Origin of the sequence: Peptostreptococcus equinus, from assembly GCF_027125355.1 — a bacterium.
GTDB lineage: Bacteria > Bacillota > Clostridia > Peptostreptococcales > Peptostreptococcaceae > Peptostreptococcus > Peptostreptococcus equinus.
The window spans coordinates 904,049-931,040 of the sequence record NZ_CP114052.1; the positions used below are offsets into that span (position 1 = coordinate 904,049).

The 26,992-nt window shown below is 28.2% G+C and carries 30 protein-coding genes; 23 read left to right on the top strand and 7 right to left on the bottom strand.

Annotated elements, in window-relative coordinates:
• Window positions 1-20: 20 nt before the first annotated feature.
• The 13 genes from O0R46_RS04595 (at window position 21) to O0R46_RS04655 (ending at window position 11,687) form a co-directional block, all read left to right on the top strand.
• On the top strand, window positions 21-1,172 hold the full coding sequence (locus O0R46_RS04595; RefSeq protein WP_269312414.1) for a THUMP domain-containing class I SAM-dependent RNA methyltransferase: 1,152 nt from the start codon (window positions 21-23) through the stop codon (window positions 1,170-1,172).
• 12 nt (window positions 1,173-1,184) lie between these two features.
• The gene (locus O0R46_RS04600) at window positions 1,185-2,540 is read left to right on the top strand and encodes a hypothetical protein (protein WP_269312415.1); all 1,356 of its coding nucleotides are present in this window, start codon (window positions 1,185-1,187) and stop codon (window positions 2,538-2,540) included.
• Window positions 2,541-2,558: 18 nt separating this feature from the next.
• Window positions 2,559-3,254 carry a cell wall metabolism DNA-binding response regulator WalR gene (walR, locus tag O0R46_RS04605; protein WP_269312416.1) on the top strand — a complete coding sequence of 232 codons (696 nt, stop codon included), beginning with the start codon at window positions 2,559-2,561 and terminating at the stop codon, window positions 3,252-3,254.
• Window positions 3,254-4,681 carry a sensor histidine kinase gene (locus tag O0R46_RS04610; protein ID WP_269312417.1) on the top strand — a complete coding sequence of 476 codons (1,428 nt, stop codon included), beginning with the start codon at window positions 3,254-3,256 and terminating at the stop codon, window positions 4,679-4,681. The genes walR and O0R46_RS04610 overlap by 1 nt, the downstream gene beginning before the upstream one ends.
• A gap of 20 nt (window positions 4,682-4,701) precedes the next feature.
• The gene (locus tag O0R46_RS04615; RefSeq protein WP_269312418.1) at window positions 4,702-6,042 is read left to right on the top strand and encodes an MATE family efflux transporter; all 1,341 of its coding nucleotides are present in this window, start codon (window positions 4,702-4,704) and stop codon (window positions 6,040-6,042) included.
• A gap of 9 nt (window positions 6,043-6,051) precedes the next feature.
• Complete coding sequence (locus O0R46_RS04620; RefSeq protein WP_269312419.1) at window positions 6,052-6,594, top strand: phosphatase PAP2 family protein; 543 nt, start codon at window positions 6,052-6,054, stop codon at window positions 6,592-6,594.
• Window positions 6,595-6,626: 32 nt separating this feature from the next.
• Entirely contained in the window at window positions 6,627-7,520 is an 894-nt protein-coding gene (locus O0R46_RS04625; protein ID WP_269312420.1) for a DUF368 domain-containing protein, read from the top strand.
• Between the two features lie 207 nt (window positions 7,521-7,727).
• Window positions 7,728-7,985: a DUF1653 domain-containing protein gene (locus O0R46_RS04630; protein ID WP_269312421.1), complete on the top strand. Its 258-nt coding sequence runs from the start codon at window positions 7,728-7,730 to the stop codon at window positions 7,983-7,985.
• Window positions 7,986-8,072: 87 nt separating this feature from the next.
• Complete coding sequence (locus O0R46_RS04635; RefSeq protein WP_269312422.1) at window positions 8,073-8,564, top strand: N-acetyltransferase; 492 nt, start codon at window positions 8,073-8,075, stop codon at window positions 8,562-8,564.
• 153 nt (window positions 8,565-8,717) lie between these two features.
• Entirely contained in the window at window positions 8,718-10,256 is a 1,539-nt protein-coding gene (locus O0R46_RS04640) for an SH3 domain-containing protein (protein WP_269312423.1), read from the top strand.
• 103 nt (window positions 10,257-10,359) lie between these two features.
• Window positions 10,360-10,554 (top strand): DUF1989 domain-containing protein, encoded by a 195-nt coding sequence (locus O0R46_RS10105; RefSeq protein WP_331275623.1) that lies wholly within the window; start codon window positions 10,360-10,362, stop codon window positions 10,552-10,554.
• A 287-nt stretch (window positions 10,555-10,841) separates the two neighbouring features.
• The gene (locus tag O0R46_RS04650; protein WP_269312424.1) at window positions 10,842-11,084 is read left to right on the top strand and encodes a CsbD family protein; all 243 of its coding nucleotides are present in this window, start codon (window positions 10,842-10,844) and stop codon (window positions 11,082-11,084) included.
• A 258-nt stretch (window positions 11,085-11,342) separates the two neighbouring features.
• Window positions 11,343-11,687: a hypothetical protein gene (locus tag O0R46_RS04655; protein WP_269312425.1), complete on the top strand. Its 345-nt coding sequence runs from the start codon at window positions 11,343-11,345 to the stop codon at window positions 11,685-11,687.
• A 2-nt stretch (window positions 11,688-11,689) separates the two neighbouring features.
• Here the strand turns inward: O0R46_RS04655 and O0R46_RS04660 are convergent, their stop codons facing one another.
• The 4 genes from O0R46_RS04660 to O0R46_RS04675 form a co-directional block, all read right to left on the bottom strand.
• Window positions 11,690-12,433: a recombinase family protein gene (locus O0R46_RS04660; protein ID WP_269312426.1), complete on the bottom strand. Its 744-nt coding sequence runs from the start codon at window positions 12,431-12,433 to the stop codon at window positions 11,690-11,692.
• A complete protein-coding gene (locus tag O0R46_RS04665) occupies window positions 12,418-13,020 on the bottom strand; it encodes a hypothetical protein (protein ID WP_269312427.1) in 603 nt (200 codons plus the stop codon). The genes O0R46_RS04660 and O0R46_RS04665 overlap by 16 nt, the downstream gene beginning before the upstream one ends.
• A 102-nt stretch (window positions 13,021-13,122) precedes the next feature.
• A complete protein-coding gene (locus O0R46_RS04670; RefSeq protein WP_269312428.1) occupies window positions 13,123-14,709 on the bottom strand; it encodes a TerB N-terminal domain-containing protein in 1,587 nt (528 codons plus the stop codon).
• 8 nt (window positions 14,710-14,717) lie between these two features.
• Complete coding sequence (locus tag O0R46_RS04675; protein ID WP_269312429.1) at window positions 14,718-15,056, bottom strand: helix-turn-helix domain-containing protein; 339 nt, start codon at window positions 15,054-15,056, stop codon at window positions 14,718-14,720.
• A 150-nt stretch (window positions 15,057-15,206) separates the two neighbouring features.
• Here O0R46_RS04675 and O0R46_RS04680 point away from each other — a divergent pair, with 150 nt between their 5' ends.
• Complete coding sequence (locus O0R46_RS04680) at window positions 15,207-15,443, top strand: helix-turn-helix transcriptional regulator (RefSeq protein WP_269312430.1); 237 nt, start codon at window positions 15,207-15,209, stop codon at window positions 15,441-15,443.
• Between the two features lie 95 nt (window positions 15,444-15,538).
• Complete coding sequence (locus O0R46_RS04685; RefSeq protein WP_269312431.1) at window positions 15,539-15,727, top strand: hypothetical protein; 189 nt, start codon at window positions 15,539-15,541, stop codon at window positions 15,725-15,727.
• Here the strand turns inward: O0R46_RS04685 and O0R46_RS04690 are convergent.
• The gene (locus O0R46_RS04690) at window positions 15,717-16,166 is read right to left on the bottom strand and encodes a hypothetical protein (RefSeq protein ID WP_269312432.1); all 450 of its coding nucleotides are present in this window, start codon (window positions 16,164-16,166) and stop codon (window positions 15,717-15,719) included. The two genes, O0R46_RS04685 and O0R46_RS04690, sit on opposite strands and share 11 nt — an antisense overlap.
• Window positions 16,167-16,236: 70 nt before the next feature.
• Here O0R46_RS04690 and O0R46_RS04695 point away from each other — a divergent pair, with 70 nt between their 5' ends.
• The 5 genes from O0R46_RS04695 (at window position 16,237) to O0R46_RS04715 (ending at window position 20,692) form a co-directional block, all read left to right on the top strand.
• On the top strand, window positions 16,237-16,476 hold the full coding sequence (locus tag O0R46_RS04695) for a helix-turn-helix domain-containing protein (protein WP_269312433.1): 240 nt from the start codon (window positions 16,237-16,239) through the stop codon (window positions 16,474-16,476).
• 16 nt (window positions 16,477-16,492) lie between these two features.
• Window positions 16,493-17,014: a phage tail assembly chaperone gene (locus tag O0R46_RS04700; RefSeq protein WP_269312434.1), complete on the top strand. Its 522-nt coding sequence runs from the start codon at window positions 16,493-16,495 to the stop codon at window positions 17,012-17,014.
• 226 nt (window positions 17,015-17,240) lie between these two features.
• Window positions 17,241-18,062 carry a hypothetical protein gene (locus O0R46_RS04705; RefSeq protein WP_269312435.1) on the top strand — a complete coding sequence of 274 codons (822 nt, stop codon included), beginning with the start codon at window positions 17,241-17,243 and terminating at the stop codon, window positions 18,060-18,062.
• Between the two features lie 400 nt (window positions 18,063-18,462).
• Window positions 18,463-19,206: an HNH endonuclease gene (locus O0R46_RS04710; protein ID WP_269312436.1), complete on the top strand. Its 744-nt coding sequence runs from the start codon at window positions 18,463-18,465 to the stop codon at window positions 19,204-19,206.
• Window positions 19,207-19,483: 277 nt separating this feature from the next.
• Window positions 19,484-20,692, top strand: coding sequence for an N-acetylmuramoyl-L-alanine amidase (locus O0R46_RS04715; protein WP_269312437.1), 1,209 nt, complete (start codon window positions 19,484-19,486; stop codon window positions 20,690-20,692).
• A gap of 318 nt (window positions 20,693-21,010) precedes the next feature.
• Here O0R46_RS04715 and O0R46_RS04720 read toward each other — a convergent pair whose 3' ends face one another.
• Both O0R46_RS04720 and O0R46_RS04725 read right to left on the bottom strand, forming a co-directional pair.
• Window positions 21,011-21,331, bottom strand: a complete 321-nt coding sequence (locus O0R46_RS04720; RefSeq protein WP_269312438.1) for a hypothetical protein — start codon at window positions 21,329-21,331, stop codon at window positions 21,011-21,013.
• Window positions 21,332-21,642: 311 nt separating this feature from the next.
• Window positions 21,643-22,881 (bottom strand): amidase domain-containing protein, encoded by a 1,239-nt coding sequence (locus O0R46_RS04725; protein WP_269312439.1) that lies wholly within the window; start codon window positions 22,879-22,881, stop codon window positions 21,643-21,645.
• A gap of 374 nt (window positions 22,882-23,255) precedes the next feature.
• Here O0R46_RS04725 and miaB point away from each other — a divergent pair, with 374 nt between their 5' ends.
• Genes miaB through O0R46_RS04740 form a run of 3 tightly spaced genes read left to right on the top strand, consistent with a single transcriptional unit; the run spans window position 23,256 to window position 26,982 of the window.
• Entirely contained in the window at window positions 23,256-24,704 is a 1,449-nt protein-coding gene (gene miaB, locus O0R46_RS04730) for a tRNA (N6-isopentenyl adenosine(37)-C2)-methylthiotransferase MiaB (protein WP_269312440.1), read from the top strand.
• A complete protein-coding gene (locus O0R46_RS04735) occupies window positions 24,704-25,258 on the top strand; it encodes a hypothetical protein (RefSeq protein ID WP_269312442.1) in 555 nt (184 codons plus the stop codon). The genes miaB and O0R46_RS04735 overlap by 1 nt, the downstream gene beginning before the upstream one ends.
• Before the next feature lie 59 nt (window positions 25,259-25,317).
• On the top strand, window positions 25,318-26,982 hold the full coding sequence (locus tag O0R46_RS04740) for a glutamine--tRNA ligase/YqeY domain fusion protein (protein ID WP_269312443.1): 1,665 nt from the start codon (window positions 25,318-25,320) through the stop codon (window positions 26,980-26,982).
• Window positions 26,983-26,992: the final 10 nt, after the last annotated feature.

Consider the following 26,992-nt stretch of genomic DNA (forward strand, 5'->3'; position numbering starts at 1 on the left):
TAAAAATATGGGGAGATTTGATGAATAAAAAGTACACTTTAATATCGCCTTGTTTTTTCGGATTGGAAAAAATGTTGGCTAATGAAATTAAAAATTTAGGTTTTGAAATAGAAAAAACAGAAGATGGCAGGATTACATACAGGACTGATGAATATGGTATAGCAAGAGCTAATATGTGGCTTAGATGTGCAGAAAGAGTAAACTTAAAAGTCGCAGAATTTAAGGCAAGCTCTTTTGAAGAATTGTATGATAATGTTAGAAGAATTGACTGGTCAATATATATACCTTATGGAGCGAAATTTCCAGTGGCAAAAGCTTCTTCAATAAAATCAAAATTGTTTTCTACACCCGATATACAATCTATAGTTAAAAAGGCTATTGTAGATTCTCTAAAAGAAAAGTATATGGAAAGTGGAATGCTAAAAGAAGATAAAGAAAAATATCCTATATATGTGTTTATACACAAGGATAAGGTAGTTGTATCAATCGACACATCAGGTATATCTCTATATAAGAGAGGATATAAAGAGCATTCAGTAAAAGCACCTATTAGAGAAACTATAGCTGCAGGTCTTGTGCACCTTACACCATGGAAACCGGGTAGATTGTTAGTTGATCCTATGTGCGGCTCAGGAACTATATTAATTGAAGCAGCGATGATAGGAGTGAACATGGCACCTGGAATAAATAGGGAATTTATATCTGAAAAATGGAGAACTATTGATAAAAAAATATGGTGGGACATAAGAAGAGAGGCATTTGATTTATTAAATGATAAGGAAGATTTTATTATTTATGGATACGATATAGATCCACAAGCAGTCGAAATAGCTAGAGAAAATGCCGAAATAGCAGGAGTTGAAAGCTACATAAAATTTGAAGTTGGAGATGCTAGAGATTTTCACTCTGATGAAGAATATGGAATAATTATAACAAACCCACCTTATGGAGAACGTTTAGAGGATGAAGAATCAATAAAAATATTGTATAAAGAATTAGGCTATACATTTAGAAAACTTAAAAATTGGTCTTATTTTTTAATTACTTCATATGAGAATTTCGAGTATGAGTTTGGTCAAGATGCACCTAGAAAAAGAAAATTATATAATGGAATGTTAAAAACTAACTATTACCAATATCTAGGACCTAGACCACCTAGAATAGATAAGTAAGGAGATGTTAACTTGTTAAAAATAAAAAGAATAATACTTGCTTTGACTTTAATATTTATGTGTTCATTTTTATTGGTAGGATGTAAAACAAGTTCTTTAAAATCACCTGAAAAGTTAGTAGAAGTTCCAGTTATGGATAAAGATAATAAACTAATTTACGACAAAATCAGAAATTATACTTCTATGGATACAACTTTTACAATGCCACAAAGTAGTGATAAAGTCGGAAAAATAAATATATTGGATCTTGATTCAGACGGAAAAAAAGATATAATAGCTTTTAAGAAAAAAGAGACAGATTCTCAGGCAGATAGCATTGTATACGTTTACTTATTTCCTTTTGAAAATAACACAATATCAGAAGACAAGAGTAAATTAATTAAAATACCTGGTGATGCAATTAAGTATGCAACCTTTGTGGATGTGGATTCAGATGGAAAGAAAGAAATTGTCATGCAGGTTCAAAATAGAGGTTTAGAGAATATTTATATCTATAAAAAGGATGGAAATTCTATAAAGAAGTTGGCAGAGTATAATAGCTCCTTATATTCCATAAGGTTAAATTACTTTAAATATGGTAGAGATAACAAGGAAATATGTCTTGCTTTATTATATAATATTGATACTTATCAAATGATAATAGCTAATATGTCATATGCAGATAGAAAAATTATATTTAATAGTAAGGATAAGATTGATGGTGTTAATTCATTTGATAGATTAGATATTATAAATGGTTATTTAAATAAAAATAATAAGGGAAGTGTAATATTATATAAAAATGATGATGGATATACATATTCTCAATTAGTGACTTATGAAAATGGTATGTTTACCAAGATATTACCAGACAACAGTCAGTTAACAAAGAACACTTATAGTCATAAATCATATGATATAGATAGGGATAATATTTTAGAAATACCAAAAATTGAATTCGAAGAAGTAAATCGTGGTGTAAAAGAGGCTAGTATAATTACATGGAATAAGTGGAATGGAAAATTAGCTAACGATGCTAAACTAATTCCTTCAAGAACTATTTATTATAACTACACACATAATTTTAAAATTAATTTAAGTAAACTACATGACAAAAAAATAAAAGTACATAATATTGATAAGTCAAATATAAGATTAGTTTCATTCTTTGAAGATAATGGAGAGATTGATAAAAAACCATTATTTTCAATAGAAATTATTGATAAAAGAAATCAAGAGTTTGGCACAAGTAAACATGAAGAAGAGTTAAAAAATACACTGTCAGAAAATCAAGATTACATATATGTATATAAAGATAATGGTTCAAAAGTGAATGATAAAATTAATATAAATAGAGTTAGAAATTCTTTTGATATGATAAATAAATAAGGGAATGGAGTGGTTTTAGTGGATAAAATACTAATATTAGAGGATGAAGTAGGAATTAGAAGTTTTGTAAATATTAACTTGAGAAAAGAAGGTTATGAGGTAATAGAAGCAGGCACTGGATCAGAAGCTATAGAAAAACTTCAAACTGAAAAAAACATATCCTTAGCTCTTTTAGATATAATGCTACCAGATATGAGTGGTATTGATGTATGTAAGTTTATTAGAGAAAAATACGACAATATGGGTGTAATTATGCTTACAGCAAAATCTCAGGAAGAGGATAAAATTGAAGGATTTATATCAGGTGCTGATGATTATATTATAAAACCTTTTAGCATTAAGGAATTGTTGGTTAGAGTAGCAGCCTTGATAAGAAGAGTAAATAAAGATAATGATACCAAGAAAAATAATTCAATTGATTCACCACCATTTTTATTGGATCCTAATAAGAGAAAATTATTCAAAAATAATGTAGAAGTTGATTTAACACCTACAGAATTCTCAATTGTAAAATATTTGATGGTAAATGACAATCAAAGCCTAAGTAGGGATCAGATTCTAGATGAAGTGTGGGGATCTACAGAATTATATGATTATAAAATCGTTGATGTAAATATAAGGAGAATTAGAAATAAAATAGAAGATGACCCTTCAAAGCCTAAATTTATACAGACTGTATGGGGTTATGGTTACTCATTTAGGAGAGAGGTATAATGAAATTACACTTTGGTGGATTAAGAAAAAAAGTTTTAAAAAATTTTATATTCATTATAACTCTTGTGGTAATTTCATTTGAATTATTACTTAGTATATTTGTTACAAGATATTATTATACATCTATACAACAATTACTAATATCCCAAGGTCAATATATTAATGCTATTTATAATTCACAGACAAATGAGAATGTGAATTTCAACATTAAGGCTCAAAGCATAGTAGAAAACCAAAATTTAAGTCAAAATTCTAAAATAGCAATAAATATTATAGATAGAAATAAGAATACGGTAATAGATCAATATGGCTTTAAAATCAAGCAAGCAATGCATTATATAGATGTTCAAAAAGCTTTACAAAACTCAAGTGAAATTATTCCTTTTACATACGCAGAAGATGTAACAGATGAAAAAGTAATGAGTATAGCAGTTCCTATAAAGGTAAACGGCATAGTGGAGGGAGCTGCTAGATTTAGTGTTTCTTTGGAATATATCGACAAGGAAATATTCCAAATGGTTGCATACTTAATTTTGGTGGGTATATTAATATTGTTATCTAGTATTGGTTTGAGTCTGAAATTTGCTGATAGTATTATAGGTCCGCTTACTGAATTAAAAATATTTTCCAATATGCTTTCAAAGGGTAACTATAATATCAAGATGAACAAAGAAAGAATATCTGATGATGAAATAGGAGATTTAGCTCGTACGTTTGAAAATATGGCTCAAGAGATTAAGAAAAGTGAAAAATTAAAAGATGAATTTATATCTTCAATTTCACATGAACTTAGAACTCCACTTACATCTATCAATGGATGGAGTGAAACACTTAGATTAGATGGTATATCAAAAGAGGAGCAAGATCTTGGACTTAATATAATTCAAGAAGAAGCTCAAAGGCTTATAAAGCTGGTAGAAGAATTATTAGATTTTTCTAGATTATCTTCAGATAGAATTAAATTAAATATTGAAGAACTTAATGTAGAAAATTTGGTTGTAAGTGTAGTAAATCAATTAAGATCTATGGCTGTTGATAAAAATATTAGACTGAGTTTTGAATTTTTAAATCAAAATATGAAAATAATCTATGCAGATAAAAATAGACTCAGACAAGTTCTAATAAATTTAATACAAAATTCAATTAAATTTACACCTGAACAAGGTATAATTGTAGTTAAGGTAGACCAAGACGATTTTTCTACTAAATTTTCAGTAAAAGATACTGGTGTTGGTATTGAAGAAAAAAATCTATCTAATGTATCTAAGAAATTTTTTCAAGAAGATTTTCACAAATCTGGAAGTGGTCTAGGTCTGGCTATTAGTGATGAAATTGTAAAGTTACATGGAGGTTCAATGAAGATAAACAGTAAAAAAAATGTAGGAACTGACATTACTTTTAGTGTAAGGAATGACTCTAGAAAATAAGATCTTCAAAAGGAGGATATATGAATAAAGACTTGGGACGAGATAGTATTCCCAAATTATTATTTGAATTAAGTTTGCCAGCTATAGCGAGTATGCTTGTAGCAGCGATTTACAATATGGTTGATAGAGCCTTTGTGGGAAGAGTAAGCCCTCTTGGTCTTACGGCAATTGGTATTACAATGCCTATACAAGTATTGCAAATGGCATTTTTATTATTAATTGGTGTGGGAAGTGCTACATTAATTTCCATTAAATATGGAGAAAATGATATTGAGTCTGCCGAAAATCTTTTGGCAAACTCTTTATTATTAATTATAATCACTGAGACTATACTTACAATTGTATGTCTAATATTTATTGATCCAATATTTTCACTATTGGGTGTAAGCCAGTCAGTTAATCAACTAGCAAAAGATTATATACTTATAATTTTGATAGGTGGTGTACCAGGTTTAACAGGATATTGCCTTAATAACACGGTTAGAAGTATTGGTCGTTCTAAGACATCTATGAATATTGTAGTGATAAGTTCACTATTAAATATTGTGCTTGATTATATATTTGTTATTATATTAAATTATGGCGTAAAGGGTGCAGCAATAGCTACAGTTATTTCTCAGACTTACGTTACTATTGAGGTATTGAGATTTTTCTTAAAGAACAATAGTGTACCTATTAGACTTCACTTAAATAAAGTTAAATTAAAATCAAATTCAATAAAGGAAATATTTTTAAATGGACTTCCGAATTTTTATATGCAGATTTTCGGAACTATAGTAAGTATAGTACTAAATAGGTTTATAATAGAATTAGGTGGTGATTACCACTTAGCTTCAGTTACAATAATAACTTCAATAACTCTATTTTTTACAATGATAATATATGGTATATCACAAGGCGCGCAACCTATAATTGGATATAATTTTGGAGCAAAAAAATTTGAAAGAAGTATAGAAACATTAAAATTAACAAGTATTTTTATATTTATAATTTCATTAATATTTCTAATATTTATGGAAGTTTTTCCACAATTATTTATTAGTATATTTACACAGGAAAAAAATTTGTTAAAGCTTACATCAAATATAATTAAGATATATTTATTGGGATTACCATTTATTGCTTTACATTCAATTGCAACTACTTTCTTGCAAGCAACTAAACAACCAAAACAGTCATCTATTTTATATATATTAAGATATGGCGGTTTATTGATACCATTATTATTTATCTTACCTAGATTTTTAGGAGTGATGGGTGTGTATTGGTCCAATGCCTTAAGTGATATTATATCTGGTTTGGTTGCTTTCATTTATATAACAATTAATATTAAGTCACTCAAACAAATTGATGATTTTTAGGAGAAAACAATGGCTATATTAAATTTTATTCAGGAAAATCTAAGAACGCAGTTTGGAGATTTTATTTTTCCAATAATTACATATATGGGCAGTGCTGGTATTGTATGGATATTGTTTGCCTTATACAAATTTTTTATTATAAAAGATAAAAAGGAAGCAATTTCTATGATTATATCACTTTTGTTGGTTTTAATAATTTGTCTTTTGATTATAAAACCAAGTATAGCAAGACCGAGGCCATTTATGGAAAATACTCAGGTAAGATTATTGATTAAACCACCCCAAGATTTTTCTTTTCCATCAGGTCATACGGCATCTTCGTTTGCTGTAGTAACAGTAATGTATATATTTAAAGATAAATTAAGACATATAGCTATGATTTTAGCGGCATTAATATCTTATTCAAGATTGTACCTATATGTTCATTATCCAAGTGATGTATTCTTTGGATTAATATTTGGTGTAGTTTTCGGTTTTTTAGCAGTTCTTATACATTATTTTTTTTCAAATAGATTTAAATTAGTTGATAAACAAAAAAGCAAGAGATTATAAAAATAGGAGAAAGTATTTTAATGATAATTAATATGTTGAGAGGTTTTTGTATGGCTATGGCTGACAGTGTACCTGGAGTATCAGGGGGAACTGTAGCCTTCATACTTGGATTTTATGAAACACTTTTAGATTCTATAAATAATTTATCTAGAAGAATTGAAATAAGAAAATCAGCCACTTTTTTAGTGAAACTATTTCTGGGGTGGACAATTGGAATGATTATATCAGTCAAATTACTGAATCAGATGTTTCAGACTAATATATACCAATTGAGTTCTTTATTTATAGGATTAACAATAGCTTCTGTAGTATATATTATAAGAAGTGAAATAAGAGCTGGAAGTTTGTCAAGTAGTTACAAGGATGAAATATCTTTTTTAGCTTATATGCTAGTAGGACTTTGTATAGTAATTTTCCTTACAATGATTAGAAGTCAATTTATACAAAGTAATGTAATAGATTTCACTAATTTAATACTATCAGATTATTTATACTTGTTTATTTCAGGAATGATTGCAATTTCAGCAATGGTATTGCCAGGTGTATCTGGATCGACTTTATTGTTGGTATTTGGAGTATATTTACCTATAATGAGTGCATTAAATAACATAATGAATGGTAATTTTGAATATCTGTATGGAATCGTAATTTTTTCTATTGGTGTATTTTTTGGCTTAATATTTTCCACAAAAATCATACGACTAGCTTTTATTAAGTATAGAAAACAAATGTTACATTTTATTATAGGTTTGACTGCAGGGTCAGTATATGCAATTATGAATGGACCTACAACTATGGAAATTCCTAGAGAAGCTTTATCTTTAGAAAATTTTAGTATTTCATTTTTCTTAGTTGGTATTTGCTTGATAATAAGTTTAGAATTATCAAAAGTTTACAAATCAAAAAAGATAAAAAAGAATTTATAAATAACCCTGCTTATTGACTGATGATGATAAAATTCTTTTTGATGAAGAAATATATACTTTTATAAACGAAATATAAATTCACTGACCTCAAAAGCTAGATTTGTAATCTAGTAACTGTAGGTCTTTTTTTAAAACTAATGCGTATTTTTGTATATTTTGGTGAAATAAAATAATAAGTGGCATGTTCAAAAAAAGAAAGGAAATAAAATGAGAGAAATTATTAAAGGACAGTATTATAGACATTTTAAGAAGAAATATTATAAAATAATATGCATTGCTAAACATACAGAGTCAAATGAAAAGTTGGTTATTTATCAAGCTTTATACGGAAATAATACCATATCTGCAAGACCGTTTGATATGTTTGTATCTAAAGTAGATAGAAATAAATATCCTGATGTAGAGCAAGAATATAGATTTGAAAAGGTAGAATATAAGGAAGTTCAAGATAATATTTATAAATAAATTTTAAATAAAATTAATATATAATGGGTGTCAAAAATTATACTATTAATTTAATTTATAGTATAATAGATAGGAGCGAGAGAATTAATGATTATAAGAAAAAGTGAGATAAAAGATGTTGAAATTATATTAGAGATATTTACTTTAGCAAGAGACTTTATGAATAAAAACGGAAATCCGAATCAATGGTCTAAAGAATATCCCAGTAAAGAACAAATAAAAAATGATATAAACATGGATAATGCATATTTAATTATAAGTAATGAAGGTAGAATTATAGCATATTTTGTATTAGTCGAAGGTGATGATCCTACTTATGAATGTATTGAGGGAGAGTGGATTAATGAAAATCCCTATGTTACTATACATAGAATAGCAAGTACAGGTGAAGAAAAAGGAATATTTAATACAATTGTTAATTTTACTAAAGAAAGATTTGATAATATTAGAATAGACACACATGAGGATAATATGATTATGAAAAAGTTAATTATAAATAATGATTTTAAAAAATGTGGAATAATTTATGTGAATGATGGAAGTCCTAGAATAGCTTATCAGTATAGTAAAAAATTTTAGCCTTCAATAAAATAATAATTCGGTGTCAAAAGTATATGTTGTTATTGTTTAAGATATATGATACAATATTATTAATATACTACCATAAATATGGGTAAATGAGTTTATAAAATCGTTAGGATGATTTTAAAAATATAGGTAAAGGAGTAGATTATGAACTTAAAAGTATTAGCAACATCGGTGGCGGCTGTGTCACTTTTTGCGGTTCCTTCACAGGCAGCCAATCAAGCGCAGGTATCTTATCAATATGTGAATGTTAGAAGTACACCAAGTACAAAGGGTTATGTGAAATTCGGAGCTACCAAGGGTACTAAACTTGCAATACTATCATATAAAAATGGATGGTATCAAGTTTCTATAAATGGACGTAAAGGTTGGATGACAGCAAATGCTGTTAGCTTCAAAAAAATAACAAATACTTCTACGAACTCAAATGGAAAACAAGGCAATAATTCGATAAGTAAAAATACAAATGTTAATGTAGCACCAAAAAATTATGGTGCATATGTAAATACAGGTTCATTAAATTTTAGGACAGGCCCTTCTACATCGAAACCTAGTTTAGGGAGACTAGGTTATAAGCAAAATGTTAGAGTAATAGGTCAAGTCGGAGGATGGACAAAAATAAGTGTAAATGGAAGAATAGGATATGTAGCATCACAGTACTTATCAAATTCAAAATCACCATCTTCTAATAATTCAAATATTAGTAAACCAAAACCTACAAAACCAGCACCAGCTCAGACTTCAAATAATTATATGAGTGTGCGTGCCCCAAGATTAAATGTTAGATCTAATGGTTCTATTTCTTCAAGAGTAATAGGATCTTTAAGTCAAAATCAAAAAATACAAGTTCTTGGTACTAGTGGTGCTTGGACGAAGATTTCTATAAATGGTAAAATTGGTTATGTAGCTTCTCAATATCTATCCAATGTATCAAATACTACAAATAGCACAAGTACAAACAATACCACTTCAACTACAGGATATACTAAGCAATCTACTAGTTTAAATGCTTTTGTTGATAGACAATCTATGAAATTAAATACAATTTCTGATGGTCGTGGATGGAGAAAAGCAACAAAGAATGAGATAAAAGCATATGCTAACCCAAACAGTGCGCAAAATAGAAATTCTCAATATCAGTTTGCTAAACTAAATAGATATACAGCAGATATGAGTGCTTACCAAGTAAATAGATACTTAAATAATTATATTAATAGTAATAATGTATTTTATAATAAAGGCCAAGCATTTATAAATGCAGCCAAAGCTAACAACATCAATCTATTGTATTTTGTATCACATTCGATGATTGAAACAGGATATGGTTATTCTAATTTGGCAAAGGGAAGTTATTACAATGGTAAGAAAGTTTATAATTTCTATGGAATCGGAGCATATGATGGAAATGCATACATGGGAGGAAAACAGACTGCCTATAGAAACGGATGGACATCAATCGATAAAGGTCTAAATGGATCTGCAAATTGGATAGCAAGAAATTATATACATAATCCTACATATAGACAAGATACATTATATAAGATGAGGTGGGATAATAAACACCCATATCACCAATATGCATCAGATATTAGATGGTCAAAAATGATAGGAGATAAAATGCAGGGAATGACTAGATATACAAATAAGGCACCTAAGTTGTCTTATGAAAAACCTGTATATAGGTAAGAACTAAATTTATATTACAAATAGAAGTCCACTGGTTTATGTAGTGGACTTCTTTAAAATATAATAATATAATTTAAAGAAGATTAAATAAGGAGTAATTAATATGAATGAATATATTATACCAGCATGTTCTGGTAAAAGTATTGATGTTAAAAAAGGACAGAAAATAACTGTAATTGACATTGAAGGAGGCCAAGTAGTTGATTTTTTCGCTCAATCTACCAAATCAATCATTACACCTGTAAATTTATTTATGTATACTAAAATAAATTCAGATGGAACTATATCTGTCGAATAACCGCTTTCAAAATCAGGTGATAAGATAGTATTAGAGGCATTTATGGATATTACATTAGGGATAGCAGCTTGTAGTGTTTCTGAGAGTAAGTGTAATAGTGGTAAATGTTCACCAATAAAAATTATTATAAAATAAATTCTTGGTAAAATACATTCTATTTATTAGATTCTTCGAACTTAATCACACTTCTAGTAATTAACTAAACAACAGTGTATATTATATTTTTATTTTAAAAGCTTATTTATAGTAGATAAAGGGTAATATAAAAATTTTAAGGAGGCAATGTTATGAACGATTATTCAGGGAAATTAGATCAGGCAAAAGGAAGTGCAAAAACTGTAGCAGGTGAAATAACAAATGATAATAGCTTAAAAGTTGAAGGTGCTGTAGATAAGGCTAAAGGAAAGACTAAAGAAGCTTTAAATGATGCTCAAAAAAAAGCTGAAGAAATTGGTGATAAGGCTAAAAATGAGATAAATAAAGCAAAAAGAGATTTTAATAATAAAGAAGACAATGTAAATAATAAATAGTTGTTGGGTGAACAGAATCTAACATCATTAAAGTTGATTTCAATATACCAAGTATGCTATCAAATTATGAGAAAGTAACCAATGCAAGAATGTATTCAATGTTGGTTTAGTTAAGTCGTGCAGATATTTACTGCTATTACCAGGAGCCAATATAGAAGAGAACAGAGGGTTAGTAGAAAGATCACCAGATAAAATATTAGAACAAAAAGAATATATAGAGCAAATACACAGAATGAATGAAGTTAGAGATAATAAAAAATGAAAAGGAAAATATTTATGGCTGGTTTAATTAATGAAAAATTTAAAGAAGAAGTATTAGTAGAGCTATCATGGATTATGAGTGCAATTGATTATATAAGTTCAAAACTTGAAGTTGAAACTTATGAAATGGCTCTTATTAGATATAGAATACAGCCAGAAGAAGAACAAGCAATCAATAAGTTCCTCTTATCAAATTTTAAAAATATAGATAATTTAAAAATAGAAGATATTCGAAAAAATATAGCAAATATTTTCTTTGAAGAGACTAATAAAGAGTGGTATATGTTAGATGATATATTAAGTAAAATGATTAATTTGAAGATTGAACAACTAAAAAAATAAATTCAATTATGAAACAGCTTGCAAATATGTTTTCTAACATTACCAGAACACCTATATGTTGATGGTCTAAAACCATCTGATCTAGCTCTATCTTTACTAGCCATATATGTATTACCGCATTTTAAACATATAAGTTTTTTAGAAAAAATATGTGTATGTATTTTAGATCTAAACTTGGAATTGTTTGTGCCTGCATTTATATCTAAAATATCATTACATGCTTTCCAAATAGATTCGTCAATTATAAATTCATGATTATTTTCTATAATTATCCATTCATTTTCTTGTTTCTTTTTACCATTACCTGATTCTCTATAATTATATCTATATGTACCTTTATAAAATGGATTTCTAAGAATGTCATTAACTGTCTTGGATGTCCATTCACCACCACGTTTTGTAGCTATATGATTGTCGTTAAGATATTTTGCTAGTTTATTACATGATTTTATTTTTAAATATTTATCATAAATAAGTTTTACAGTTATCTTTTCAGATTCATTAGGTATCGGATATTTCTTTTCCTCATTCCATTCATAACCTAGAGGAACATTAGAACCATTCCATAAGCCTTTTACAGCCCTTGACATCATAGTAGCAGATACACGTTCAGATGTTAATTTACGCTCTAATTCAGCGAATACTAATATTATCTTTAGCATGGCTTCACCCATGGCCGAAGATGTATCAAACTGTTCATTTTTAGATACGAATGTGACCTGGTATTTTTTTAACTCTTCATACATATTAGAGTAGTATCCTTAATAGTGTTACCAGTATTATTTGTAATTTTAGCACCATAATGGAAAGTATCTATTTCTTCAAATTTAGCATTTTTTAAAGTTTCAAGTAATTTCTTATTTGTATCTTCTTTTTTATTTACTGAATTAGCATTTAGCTTAAATTCTTTTTCAAGTTCACTATTTAACTTAAGTCCAAATTTATCAATTAATATATTAATTAGTTGACTTCTTTTATCATAAGCTTTATCAAAAGCTTCTATTTTATTAAAATCACCACCACTAGGTAAACTATCTAACTGTTCCTGCAAAGCATTATTATAATCGTCACGTATTTTTTTTAGTTCTGGACTTTGAAATTCTTTTTCTTTAAAAGGTTTTAAAATTTCCTGCTCTTTTTTTATTCCATCAGATAATATTAGATCTCTTTCAGAAGTAGAACCTGAATCATATTTATCTGTTGAAACTATTTTTTGCCTTTCTTCTAGTCCTGTCTGCATTGCCTTAATATAATCATTATCTGCATATTGCTTTTCTGTTTTAGATTGACTGGAACATGCAGTAAGCAAAGGCAATATTAATAAAATTGACATAATAAAATATAAACAACGTTTTTTCATTTTTTAAAAATTCCCCTAAATATAATAATAATTGTATATAAATTGGATAAAACCAAATAAAGAAGGTTGTAATATTTATTTATTAACTCTTAATTCATAACTACCACTTTTTTTAATTCTAATTATTTTATCTTCAGATTCTAATTCTCTTATAAGCTTTTGTATAGTGCTTTTTGGAATGTCAGGAAGTAGAGTATATATATCTTTTTGTATAACTCCATCATTTTTATTTATTGTATCTAAAATACCTGGTAAATATATATCTCTTTCTTTTATTAACTCGTTCATCCTATCACGTTCTCTATCACCAAAACTAAAACACGGGTCGGAGGAGTTATGACAATGCTCCCACATATCATCAAAATATATTTTTCCACCATCGCCTTTACTATAACAAAAATCTTTAAAATTTTCATATAAGTCAAGACACTTTTTATACTGATTTATTTTTTTATCCCTGGTATCTAAATCTGCAACCTTCCAACTAGCCTTATATATTTTATCCTCTTGATTTGAAATTTGAGAACTATATTTTAAAGAAAATTCATGAGAAAGTTTATCTTCTTTTTCTGTTCTACTAAATTTTGGATTTTCCTTTGATTTGCTTCCAACATAAATATTTGAAATTTTATATTCTATTTGTTTTAATTGAATATTTTGTAGGTCTATAATTGAGCGTATATGATTATCGTTAAAAACATCTTCATTATTAGAGATTTTTTTTGATTCTTTTAGAAGTATTTTTACAATTTCATTACTATTTTCTAAAATTTGTTTTATAGTACCATCAATTATAGTATTCCCTAAAATATTAGGCATTTTTATGCTTCTCAACTCTGATTCAATAGAGTAGTTGGCTATAACAATATCTATATCTAATGGGACATCATTTACATTTATGTGACTAATATCATAAATATCTTCATTGAATAGTTTTATTAAAACATTTTTTATCACTAATATAAATTCATTAGGATTGGAATTTATATATCTTCTATTTACATATTTAGTAGAAGATTTTCCAATGTCGTAAATATCATAGGCTGAAAGAAATTTATTTTTAAATGCCTTAAAAGATAATTTCGTTGCAAAATCACTATTTTGATTTATAGTAAAATTAAGTAAATCAAAATCTTTTCTTATTACAGATGATAAAATTAATGCATCATTAGAATAGAATTGGAAAGAACTGTTATTATGATATTTTCTAAGTTTAATTATCATATCCTCAGATTCTTTAACATTTCTATTATTTAGAATATTTCTTTCAAGACCATAATAGAAAATAAATACATATCCTATATCAATTGGTTGTGAAATATCTTCTAACCACTTTAAATATGTGTATCGCTCATCTGGATTCAATTTTTCATAAGAAGGGAAGTATCCTAGCTTTGAAGCTTTTATTTTATTTCCAATTGGAAGAGTGATAGAAATTGCTGAAGGCTCGTGGATACTAAAAATTAACGAAATATTTTCATTCTTATATACTTCTTCATTTGACGATAAATTTTTTCTAGGTCCATCATAAAACCACATTAAATCGACAATTTCATTTGGAATATTAATATTATCATTCCAATATACAGCAGAATATTTATTATTTTTTTCTAAATTATTTTGACTTTCTTTCTTAGCAAAAATTTTACTTAGAAATCCCATATAATCACCTACTTATTTTTATCTTCTTTTACAGTCTCTAATATAAGCTTTTTTAGATCGTCCATGTTTGTTATTTCATCAAGGACACCGCCATCTCTATTAGCAGCTATAGTTTCGATTTTATCACCTCTATTAATCTCTTTTATATCAGTTCTGCCCAATAGATAATCAACAGAAACATCAAACACATCCGCTAATAAAGCTAAATTTTCGCCAGTAGGTGTCATCTTGTTTGACAAATACCTAGATATTGTTGCTTGTGTTAGTCCGGTTCTTTTACTTAATTCAGTTCTTGATATTCCATAATCCTCTATACACTCATTTAGTCTTTTTACTAAGTTGCTCAATATAACACCCCCTAATAGCAACATTATATAATAATTTACGCAACAATTCTAATTGATTACGAAAAAGTACAAAAAAGTTACGCAAAAGTATTTACAGATACACAATAAAATGATATACTTTACGTAAGATAAAGAGAAGGGAGGAATAATATGCGAAGTTCAATTAATTCAGACGAATTAAAAAAAGCTAGGCTTTCAAAATTGATATACCAAAAAGAGCTAGCAGAAATGTTAGGAATATCAAATAAACAGTATAGCTTAAAAGAAACAGGTATTAGTGAGTTTACTAGAAGAGAAATCTCATTGTTAGCAAAGTATTTAGAATTATCACTAGAGGACGTATCTATAATTTTTTTGGATGACTTCTTACACTTACGTAATAATTAACTTATAGGTTAATTATAAAAGATGTAAGGAATAATTAACAGACACAAAAAACAGCTAATATACATAATTTATCCTACAAAAGAAGGTGGTGGCAAATGATTCAATTTATATATGGAATGATTGGTTGTGTTTTATTTAATCTAGTTTGGTTTTTAATACAACTTATTAAAGATAAGAGGGAAGAAGAAAATTCCCCTACATTCGAAAGTATAGAGGAATTACAAGATTATTATTTTTACAACAAAAAAAATGATAGAACAAAAAATAATGAATTTAAATACTAAGTTTTCTATGTGCTTTATCTGCAGCTGAAAATATATAATCAGATAAATTTATAAATGTTTCATTGAGATCTTTTGCGTATTGTTCTTCAGAAGATATTTGAAGAAAATCAGGAGAATCTTTTATATAATATGCACATTTAAATTCATATATTAAGTTAGGAGTTTTTTTATCTTTGAATCTGTATTCGCATTTAACAATTAAATCATAAAAAGCTTTTTGAATTTCTGGCTCTAAATAATAAAAAGCATTAGCTTTAAAAAAGTGTTCATTGAAAAGATTTATAAATGGTAAATAAAAACCAAAATATCTTTCCTCAAGTCTATTGAGTTTGTAGTGTTTTCTGTCGAGCCAGTCTTTAAAATATGTAGTTGCTAGTGATGAACAAATTCCTATTATTAATGATATTAAATATTGTTGGGATAAAAGAGTATTCTTCATATTGACCTCCATAATCTTTATTATAGGTCAATTATAACTTAAAAATATATTCAAATAAAGGTGGTGGCAAATGAAAAATAAAAATATATACCAGTTAGCAAGAGAGGGTTCAGGACTTACCCAAGAAAGAGCAAGTGAATACTTGAACATTAGTATTAATTCAATACAGGCATATGAACAAGGTACAAGGAATGTACCAGATGATGTGTATTTCACTGATTTAACTATAGCAGAGTGGGAAAGAGGGAAAACAGGAGAAGTTGAGTGTCCGTTCGTGTTTGGTAGATATGAACCAATAGATTTAATATAATTAGGAGGAATAAATAATGTCAGTAGAATTTAATGATGAAATAATAGACAAGAATATAGATGAAGAAGTAATAGAAGAGGAAATAGTAAAAGAAGATGATAAACCGGTTGCTAATGCTATTGATGCTCTTCTTGCAGTTGATTTATCAGAGTTTAAAACTCCATCTAAGAAAGCAGAAATACCTAGAATATCCAAAGCTTTAGGTGGACCTTTTGTTGTAGAGATAAGATTACTTAATAACACTACAGAAGAAAATATAGACAAGAAGTCTAATATATTAGACTTAGATGAGGATGGTAATCCTAAAATAGATATTAATTCAGAAAAACAAATAGCTTTAACTTTAGTAGAAGCTGTATATACACTTGAAGGTGAACAGTTATTCAAAAAGCAATCACTTAGAAAGAAATTTAATGTTCAATCAAATGAAGATCTAGTAAAGAAAATGTTATTACCAGGAGAAAGAAAAAAATTGTATGCTAGATATAAAGAATTATCTGGGCACATTAGTACTTCAGTTAAAGATATAAAAAACTAATAAAGACGGACATAGACATTGCAATTATGTATGATTGCTACAAAAAAGGTTTATGTATGCCGTCTTATTTTTATAATATAAAAAGGAATAATGCTGGTGAATACAAACTTATAAGGGCATTCTTTGAGTATGATCAAGAGAATAGATTAAACTCTTTAGGTTGCCCTTTCATGGGTTCTCTCGTTAATAATGAATAATCTTATAAAAATAAGAGAAAGGGGGTACTATGGAAGATTCTTACCGATTAGAAGCTATACTTGAACTTAAAGATAGATATAGTGATAAAATGCAAAATATTGCTAATAAAGCAAAAAAAGCTAAACAAGATATAGAAAAAGTCAAACCAATAATTGAAGCAAAAGATCAAGCTAGTAAAGATATTAATAGAATAACTGCTAAATTAAGAAAAATGAAAGGTTTAAAAAATGTTATAGATGTAAAAGCTAAGGATAATGCATCGCAGACTATTCAAAAAATTAAAGGCAAAATGTCACTTTTAAAGTTCAAAGCTTTTGCTTTAAATGTAAAAGATAAAGCTTCTGCTACTGTAGGCAATGTTGGTAGTAAGTTAAAAAGTGTAGCTAAGAGTTGGACAGCTAAAATTGGTATTAAAGATTTCTTAACCAATCCATTAAAAGGGTTAAAAGGGTTGCTTACTGCGTTGATAGCAGCAGGTACAGCTTTTGGTGTTGTTATGAAAGGTGCAGTTGAAAAAGCAGCTACATTACAACAACAAAATGTATCTATGGAACATTTTATGGGGGTTGGTAACCAAGGAAAGTCCAAAAAAGAAATTAAAAGTATGACTGGTAACTATGTAGGTTTCCTTAAAAAGAATGCTAATGCAACACCTTACTCAACAAATGAGGTTATGGGAGCAGGTACAAGAGCTCTCACAATTGCACAGGGTGATGTAGGACAAGCAAAGAAATTACTAACGCTTGCAGAAGATATGGCCGCGGCGGATCCAAACAAGACAATAAATGATGCAGTCGAGGCATTAGCAGACGCTGAACAAAAGCCCATATTGGCGTCTGAAACTATTTAATTTATTAAGTAGAAGAAAAAAATCCCTGAAAAAAACTGGAAAGCTGAAATGCTAATCAGAGGTGAAGTATATATTTAAAAGTAAATACAGCCGCAACGCATAGGTAGTGAACCTATGATTTTTTATTGCAAAAAAGTATAGAATATAATCTACCCACGAGGCAGGGACACATATGTGAAAAGATATGCTGAACTATAGGGAACAACAACCTATAGAACTATAAGATAAAAAGCTTATAGGTTAACAATTTTGAAAATGGGCGAATTTGAGAGGTTAATTTTAGCTTCACGGTATAGGGATATACCGGAAAATAAATCCGTTAAATTCGGTGGAAGTCTTGAACAAGATTCTTTATAATACTATAATATGTGTATATAGTATAAAAGGAGTTTTGTTTTAAATGTTAAAATTTATATGTCAAGAATGTGGTAACGAATTCAAAGGTTACAAAACTACAGGTGGTAAAGATAGAAAATTTTGTTCAAGAGAATGTGAAATAAAAAATAGAACAGGTAAGCAGAATAAAAATAATTGGAAAGGGATATGGAAAAAATGTCCTGTTTGTAATACGAAATTCTATGTTTATCCATATGAAATTAATATCAAAAAGACATGCTCAAAAAAGTGTAAATATGAATATGAGCATAAAAAAGGTATACATCAAGGAGAAAATTGTAATTTTTGGAAGGGTGGATATGATCTATATAAAGGTGCTAATTGGTATCATCAACGAAAGTTAGCAAGAGAAAGAGATAATAACACATGTCAAGAATGTGGCAAGAAACTTAAAAATCATCATAAACAAATGATAGTACATCATATTGTACCATATAGATTTTTTATGAACGATTATATTAAGGCGAATGATTTAAACAATCTAATAACATTATGTCATAATTGCCATGCAAAGCAAAAAAGCCATCACTGGTTAAGTGTACCCAAAAAATACCAACACTTACTACAAGGTGTTAAACCTCAAGAAAGAGTTAAGAGAAAAATTGGAATAAATAAATATACTCAAGAAGAGATTGATTTCATATTAGAAAATAAAGGAAAAATGACATATAAAGAAATGAGTAATAAAATTAATAGAAGTGTTGATTCAATAGCTTCGAAAGTTTATGAAATTAACAAAAAAAGATAATACCGAGCGAAGCTACTTATAAATAAGTAGAACGTGTAGAGACTAGGGGAAACCTAAGTCTCTTTTTTATTAAAGAGATATGGTGATAAAACCCGCTATATAAAAGTGATTTTATATAGTACGACGGACACCTAGAACAGGTGAAGATATAGTCCGAACACTATGGTGACATAGTGAGTTAAGCAGAAATGACTTAACCTAGTAACATAATGTAAAAGAATTCGGTTTTAAAGGCACTAAAGAGGACTTAGATAAAGCTGGCGGAGATTTCTTCAAAATGAAGGGAACAGATGGCAAGACAGTTAATGATACATTTGGTGGACTTGCACAAAAACAATCACAGACTGCCGCAGGTAAATGGTCTACAATAACAGGTAATCTAGAAACAGCACAATCAAGTATAGGTACAGGTTTTTTAAAAGGTATCGAACCTACAATAGATAAAATAGGCGGTAAAATTGAAAAACTACTAGGAAATGAGGAAGCACAGAATAAATTCGTGCAATTTGGTCAAACTGTAGGGAATGTATTCAATGGAATACTTGGAATTGCAACAACTTTAGGTAATGGTATTAAATGGGTTTTTGATAACATTGCTCAAGGATTCCAAGTTGGTATGATAACAGAAGCTATCGGACCTCTTAAAGAAAGTTTTACATCATTTATTACAAACATTCAGGTACTAGCACCAGTTGCAGCTGTAATATTCCAAGGATTAGGCTTTGTTATTAGTGGAACAATATCTGCTATCATCCAAGTTATCAATGTTGTAATGCAAGTATTAGCAATATTTGCAGAAGTTATAAGGTTCTGTGTAGAAAAAGGTAAATCAATAATAGCATCCTTTCCACAAGCTTGGGCTCAAATGAAAGCAGCTGTAGTTGGTTATATTAATGGTTTATTACAAAAGTTTATGGGATTTGTTAATAAGATTATTGATGGAATCAATAGAGCTAAAAGTATTGTTACTAGAATATGTGAAAACTTTGAACGTCTTGGATTTACCAATAGAGGTGTTAAAAATGCACAGTTATATATGGTAAATGAGACTAATCCAACAGCAGTTCTCATAGAATCTTTTTTCTGTGACAATAGAAGTGACTGTTCAATAGCTCAAAATGTAGGCTATCAAAAGATAGGTGAAGCAATAGCAACAGGCTTAGTTGGAGGGGTAATACCAAGAGAACAGCCTAAACCTACAGAACCATCACCAAAAACAACGGGACCTGTTAAACCAGCAGAGCCTGTAAAATATGATTTAGTTACTTATTCTAATGAAGTAGATGAGCAAGCAGCTAATATGATACAAACAGATTGTGGTATTCCATCAATGTCTGTAGCAAATTATGAAAAAGTAAAAGATCAATACAAGAGTGTAATTCATGTAGGTGGTGGACAACCAAGTAAGTATTCTTTATTATTGCAAGGAGCTAATAGAGAAGTAACTAGAGATTTAGTAGAAAATTTTATAAAAAATTATAAATAAAGGTTTAATATTTTTTAATATAGACTATATATAATTGAATAGATATTAGGTGAATTAAATTATTCAGCCTCAAGTATAAAATAAGGGTACAAGTCTTTACTGACTGTACCCTTATTTTTAATTTATTAAATTAATCTTATTCAGTGATTAAAAAGAATTCTCTATTGTCTATCGAATCATCATAGCCAGATGTCGATACATAATACTTATTTGATAAGTTATATTCATAAATATTACTATTAGTTATTACCTTTTTTATATTGCCAGGTAAATCTTCAAATATAATTTCTTCAAGGTAAAAATACCAACCATCATTATCTATTCTATGATTCGCTTTAAACTTGTCAGAAAAAAAGTATTATATTCATCTTTATTATCAAATGTAAAAATAGATGAATCGGATATTCTGTTTAAATTTATCCAGCTTATTGAAAGTCTAGAATCATTATTTTTTCTATAGTTTAATGAACTTAGTAGTAAGTTTAAAATGTATATCTTGTTTAAATCTGTTTTTCTGAGATTCCAATCTTCAAATGAAAATGGAACGAATATTTCATTCTCATATAAATCAAAAGTCATATTTTGTACGAATTCTAGTATTTTTTCCCAAAGTCTTTTTGCATATCTAGCCTTTTTCATAAATAATAAACCTCTTTATTTAGATAATATTTTTCCGTTTCCATCGGTAGAAGCTTTCCTTTTACCAGACTTATCTTTTATTTTCCATTTTTTACCACCATGACCAGCAGTATCTTTTTCCTTTGTATACCCAGTTTTCGGATCTTTCCAAGCATTTTTACCTCTGACTTTTACTATCTAACAGTCTTGGTGATATGTTATAATTGACTTTATATTTCGTTATAAGATATTAGATAAATTTATCAAAAAAACAAGTAAACAAAAAAAGTAGCACTTAGCTACCTTTTTTTGTCTTGTTATATTAATTAATGTTAGAATGCTAGTGGGAATTGAACTATTTTCTCTCCTCTTGTTCTAGCTACTAGTGAGTTTCCAAAATTGCCACCTGAATGATCGTAATACCACCAATCATTGCTACCTTTTTTACCACCAACAATAATGGTATGTCTAGCTTGGCCAGTTGATTTGTTTATAATGGATATAGGTGTTCCATATGCAGTTTTAAAATATATATTATTGTTATTTCTAGCAATATCATGAACAGAAATTCCTACTCTCTTTGCCCAGTGATGTTTAAAATTACTTGCCTGTGTCCAAGATCCAGAGTAAGATGTAGGGAAATTATGCCCAGAACCTCTATAGTACCAGTTTGAATTGTTCCACTTATCATTATTAATTTTAATTTGTCTCATACCTCCACCTTCATGTAAGCACTGTGAGACAAAATTTGCACAATCATAGCAACCTTTGTAACTTGGATTTTCAAAATTATAATATCCAGGTCCTGTAGATTTTAAATATTTTTTTGCATAATTAACAGCACCTTTTGCATTATAAGATGAGACAGATCTTGGTGTTATTAAAACATCATCTTGATTAGGGAAAAATGATTTAAATATATTATTTTTTTTAATTAATCTATCCTTCCAAGTATTATCACTTTTTTCATCATAATTATTTAATGTAGTTGTAATTGAGTAAAGTAAATCGCAAAAATCGTAGTCATTTAAATAATTCATATATTCTCTAAATTTATCATAATTATTGATAAGAAAATCAATATCTACATTAGTTATAGGATCTTGTATATTTTTTCCTGTGTTTTCTTTTAAAAATGTATTAGTTTTATATGCATTATATGCAATTTTAATATCATAAGAGTTTGGTTCGAAAGTAGTCTTAGAATTAAACTGATATTCTATAAAAGACTCCATATCTCTAAGCTTATCATTCTCTGAAAGAGAATTGAATTGGGCATTTGATTCATAAAAAGATGTTAAGGCTTCATTAACTTTATCATACTTATTGTCAAATTCTTTTTTAGAAATAGTTGTTTCATCAAGGGTTTTCGCTGATCTAAGACTTTTTGGTGTTATTCTTGAAGAATTATTGTCTTCAAAGTCTTTTCTTACAATTTTACCTAAATAATAGTTTACTGTATATGATTCAGGTAATGAATAATTGTTATCTTGTGCAAAAATATCTATGCATGACAAGAATATGATAGAACTAGCAAAAGCTAAAGTTAAAATTTTGTGTTTAGTTTTCATAAAGTTTCTCCTTTTTAATTTTTCAATAAAAAAAATATATATTATTATTTTTTTAACAATGCATTCCTTTAACTTTAAGATTTAAAAAGATTATATAATAAATATTATCAATTGTAAATTAAGAAAAGTAAAAAGATATCTTAAGAAATCTAAAAAAATAAATCACTTAGTGTAAGTATTATTCACCACAGACTTTTTTATAAATTTAATATTAAGAGTATATTTTTTGTTTCAACATATTTATTTAAACTAAGTCCAATTTTAAATTTTGTTATTAGGGAAAATATGATAAAATAGAATAAGTGAACATTAAAAGCACTGCATAAACAGTGCTTTTTTAATAAATAAAATAGAGTGATTAAGGAGAAACAAAAGTGTCAGAAAGAAAGCAAGTAGAAATATCAAAAGATAAAATAATGGAGCAAGAAAAATATATAGAACAAATCCATAGAATGAATGAGGACTTATTTAATAGAACAGGAAAAAGAAAATCATGTATTTGCTCTACGTTCGGATGTCAGATGAATGAGCATGACTCTGAAATGCTTATGTCAATGTTAGAAGCTATGGGATATTCTAGAGCTCTAAGTGAAGATAATGCAGATATAGTAATATATAATACGTGTGCGGTTAGAGAAAATGCAGAACTAAAGGTATATGGTAATCTAGGTCACTTAAAAAATATCAAAAAACAAAGACCAGATATGAAAATTGTAGTTTGTGGATGTATGATGCAACAGGCTCATGTTGTTGAAGAAATACAGAAAAAACATAGACATGTCGATTTAATTTTTGGTACACATAATTTATATAAGTTCCCAGAACTTTTACTTAGTACTTTTGACAAGGATAAAATGTTAGTAGACGTATGGGATGTAGATGGAGAAGTTGTAGAAGGACTTAGAAGTAATAGAAAATTTGAAATTAAGTCTTTTGTAAATATAATGTATGGATGTAATAATTTTTGTACTTATTGTATAGTTCCATATACTAGAGGTAGAGAAAGAAGTAGAAGACCTATTGAAATAATTGATGAAATAAAAGATTTGGTGGCTAATGGTGTCAAAGAGGTAACATTGTTAGGACAAAATGTAAATTCCTATGGTAAAACTTTAGATGAAAAAGATAGAATTACTTTTGCGGAACTATTGAGAGAAGTCAATAAAATCGAAGGCTTAGAAAGAATTAGATTTATGTCATCTCACCCAAAAGATATTTCTGACGAAGTGATATATGCAATTAGAGATTGTGATAAGGTTTGTGAATTCCTACATTTACCATTTCAAGCAGGAAGTACTTCTTTATTGAAGAAAATGAATAGACATTATACTAAGGAAGACTATCTAAGAATTATTGAAAAAGCTAAGGTGGAAGTTCCAAATATCGCTTTCTCTTCAGATATTATGATTGGTTTTCCTGGTGAAACTGAAGCGGATGTAGATGATACTATAGATGTTTGTGAAAAAGTAAGATATGATTCAGCATTTACCTTTATCTATTCTAAAAGAAGAGGTACACCAGCTGCCAAGATGGAAAATCAGATACCAGAAGAATTAAAGCATCAAAGATTTAATAGAGTATTAGAAGTGGTAAATAGAATTTCTGGTGAAAAAAACCAAGAGTTTATGGGTAAGATTACTGAAGTTTTGGTTGAGGGTAAGAGTAAAAAGAATGAAAATATAATGACTGGTAAAAATAGACAAAATAAGACTGTTAATTTTACTGGTGGAGATGAGTCATTGGTTGGTAAGATAATAAATGTAAGAATTGATGATCCAAAATCATTTTCCTTAAATGGAAAATTAGTTGAGGTGATTAGATAATGAAAAAAATAGTTGCCTTATTATTGTGTACAAGTGCTATTTTTACAAGTGCTTGTGGATCAAAGGTGCGTGAAAACCAAAAATTTAAAGATGCTGATGTAAAAAAGGTGAAACTTGAATATCAAATATATAATAAAGATGTGATAGACAGCCAATTTACTTGGTACTCTGAATACATAATAGATTTTGTAGAATCATCAAGGGTAAATAATTATATGGTAGATAAGGCAAAATTAGATGCACAAATTCAAATAGTAGATGCAAAACTAGATGAGCTCAAAAATCTAAATAAGGACTATATTAAAAAATCCATTGACTTAGATGCAAAACATAATCTAAAAAATAATGAGGAAGATACAGTTTACAAAAATAGGATAAAAGAGGATAAAAAAAATATTGCAAATAATATAAATCAAATGGAAAAAATATTAAATCTAGTAAAATCTGGTCTAGAATTAGGAAAAGATGGAACCTTTGATCAAAGTGATCAAAATAAGTTGAAGGAAAGCCAAAAGGAAATTATTAGAATTTATGACAACAATATAAAAAGGTAGTTTATTTTTGTATACAATTGGATTAAAATATAAATATGATTAAAATTAGGAGGAAAATAATGTCAGGAGAAAGAGAAAATTCTAACTTTATTAGAAATATAGTTATTGATGATTTAAAAACTGGTAAACATGATTCAATTATTACAAGATTCCCACCTGAGCCAAATGGATATTTACATATAGGACATGCCAAAAGTATATGTCTAAACTTTGGTTTAGCAAAGGAGTTTGAAGGAAGGGTAAACCTTAGATTTGATGATACTAACCCTGTAAAAGAAGATGTAGAATATGTGGATTCAATTAAAGAAGATGTATCATGGTTAGGTTTTGATTGGAATGAACTTCATTTTGCGTCAGATTACTTTGAAGAAATGCATAAAAGGGCTGTATTATTAATAAATAAAGGTCTTGCTTATGTAGATGATTTAAATGCTGATCAAATACGAGAGTATAGAGGCACACTTACAGAACCAGGTAAAGAAAGCCCATATAGAAATAGATCTGTAAAAGAAAATTTAGATTTATTTGAAAGAATGAAAAATGGTGAATTCGCTGATGGCGAAAAAGTACTTAGAGCAAAAATTGATATGGCTTCGCCTAATATAAACTTTAGAGATCCAGTAATATATAGAATATCTCATAGTGAGCATCACAATACAGGTAATAAATGGTGTATATATCCTATGTATGCATTCGCTCATCCTCTAGAAGATGCAATTGAACACATTACTCATTCAATTTGTACACTAGAATTTGAAGATCAAAGACCTTTTTATGATTGGGTAGTGAGAGAGACTGAAATGGATTCAGTTCCAAGACAGATAGAATTTGCAAGATTAAATATGACAAATACGGTTATGTCAAAGAGAAAACTAAAGCAGTTAGTTGATGAAAATGTAACTGATGGATGGGATGATCCTAGAATGCCAACCATATCAGGTTTGAGAAGAAGAGGTTATACCCCAGAGTCAATAAGAAATTTCTGCTCAGAAATTGGAGTATCAAAGGCAGATTCTACAATAGATAGTCAGATGTTAGATTTCTTCCTAAGAGAAGATTTGCAGCCAAAAGCTCCACTTGCTATGGCAGTAATTGATCCTTTAAAATTGGTAATTACAAATTATCCAGAGGATGAATCTGAAGAAATAGAAATAGAAAATAATGCAAAAAATGAAGAAATGGGAACAAGAATGGTTTCATTCTCTAGAGAATTATATGTTGAAAGAGATGATTTTATGGAAGTTCCTGCTAAAAAATATTTTAGATTATTCCCTGGAAATGAAGTTAGACTAAAGGGTGGATATTTCGTTAAATGTAATGAAGTAATAAAGGATAAAAATGGAAATGTAATACAGATTAATTGTACATATGATCCAGAGACTAGAAGTGGTTCTGGTTTTGTGGGTCGTAAGGTAAAGGCAACTATACATTGGGTAGATGCAAATAATTGTAGACCTGCTGAATTTAGACTATATGAGCCATTAATTTTAGACAATGATCCGGAAAATAAGGGCAAACATTTCTTAGAACAAATAAATGAAAATTCATTAATAATTAAGAATGGTTTTGTTGAAAAAACTGCTACAGAAAATCTTAATAAAAATGATAAATTACAGTTTATTAGAAATGGATTTTACTGTGTAGATAATAAATATAGTAGTGATGATAAATTAGTGTTCAATAGAATAGTTCCACTAAAAAGTTCTTTTAAACTAAATAAGTAATAAAAAACAG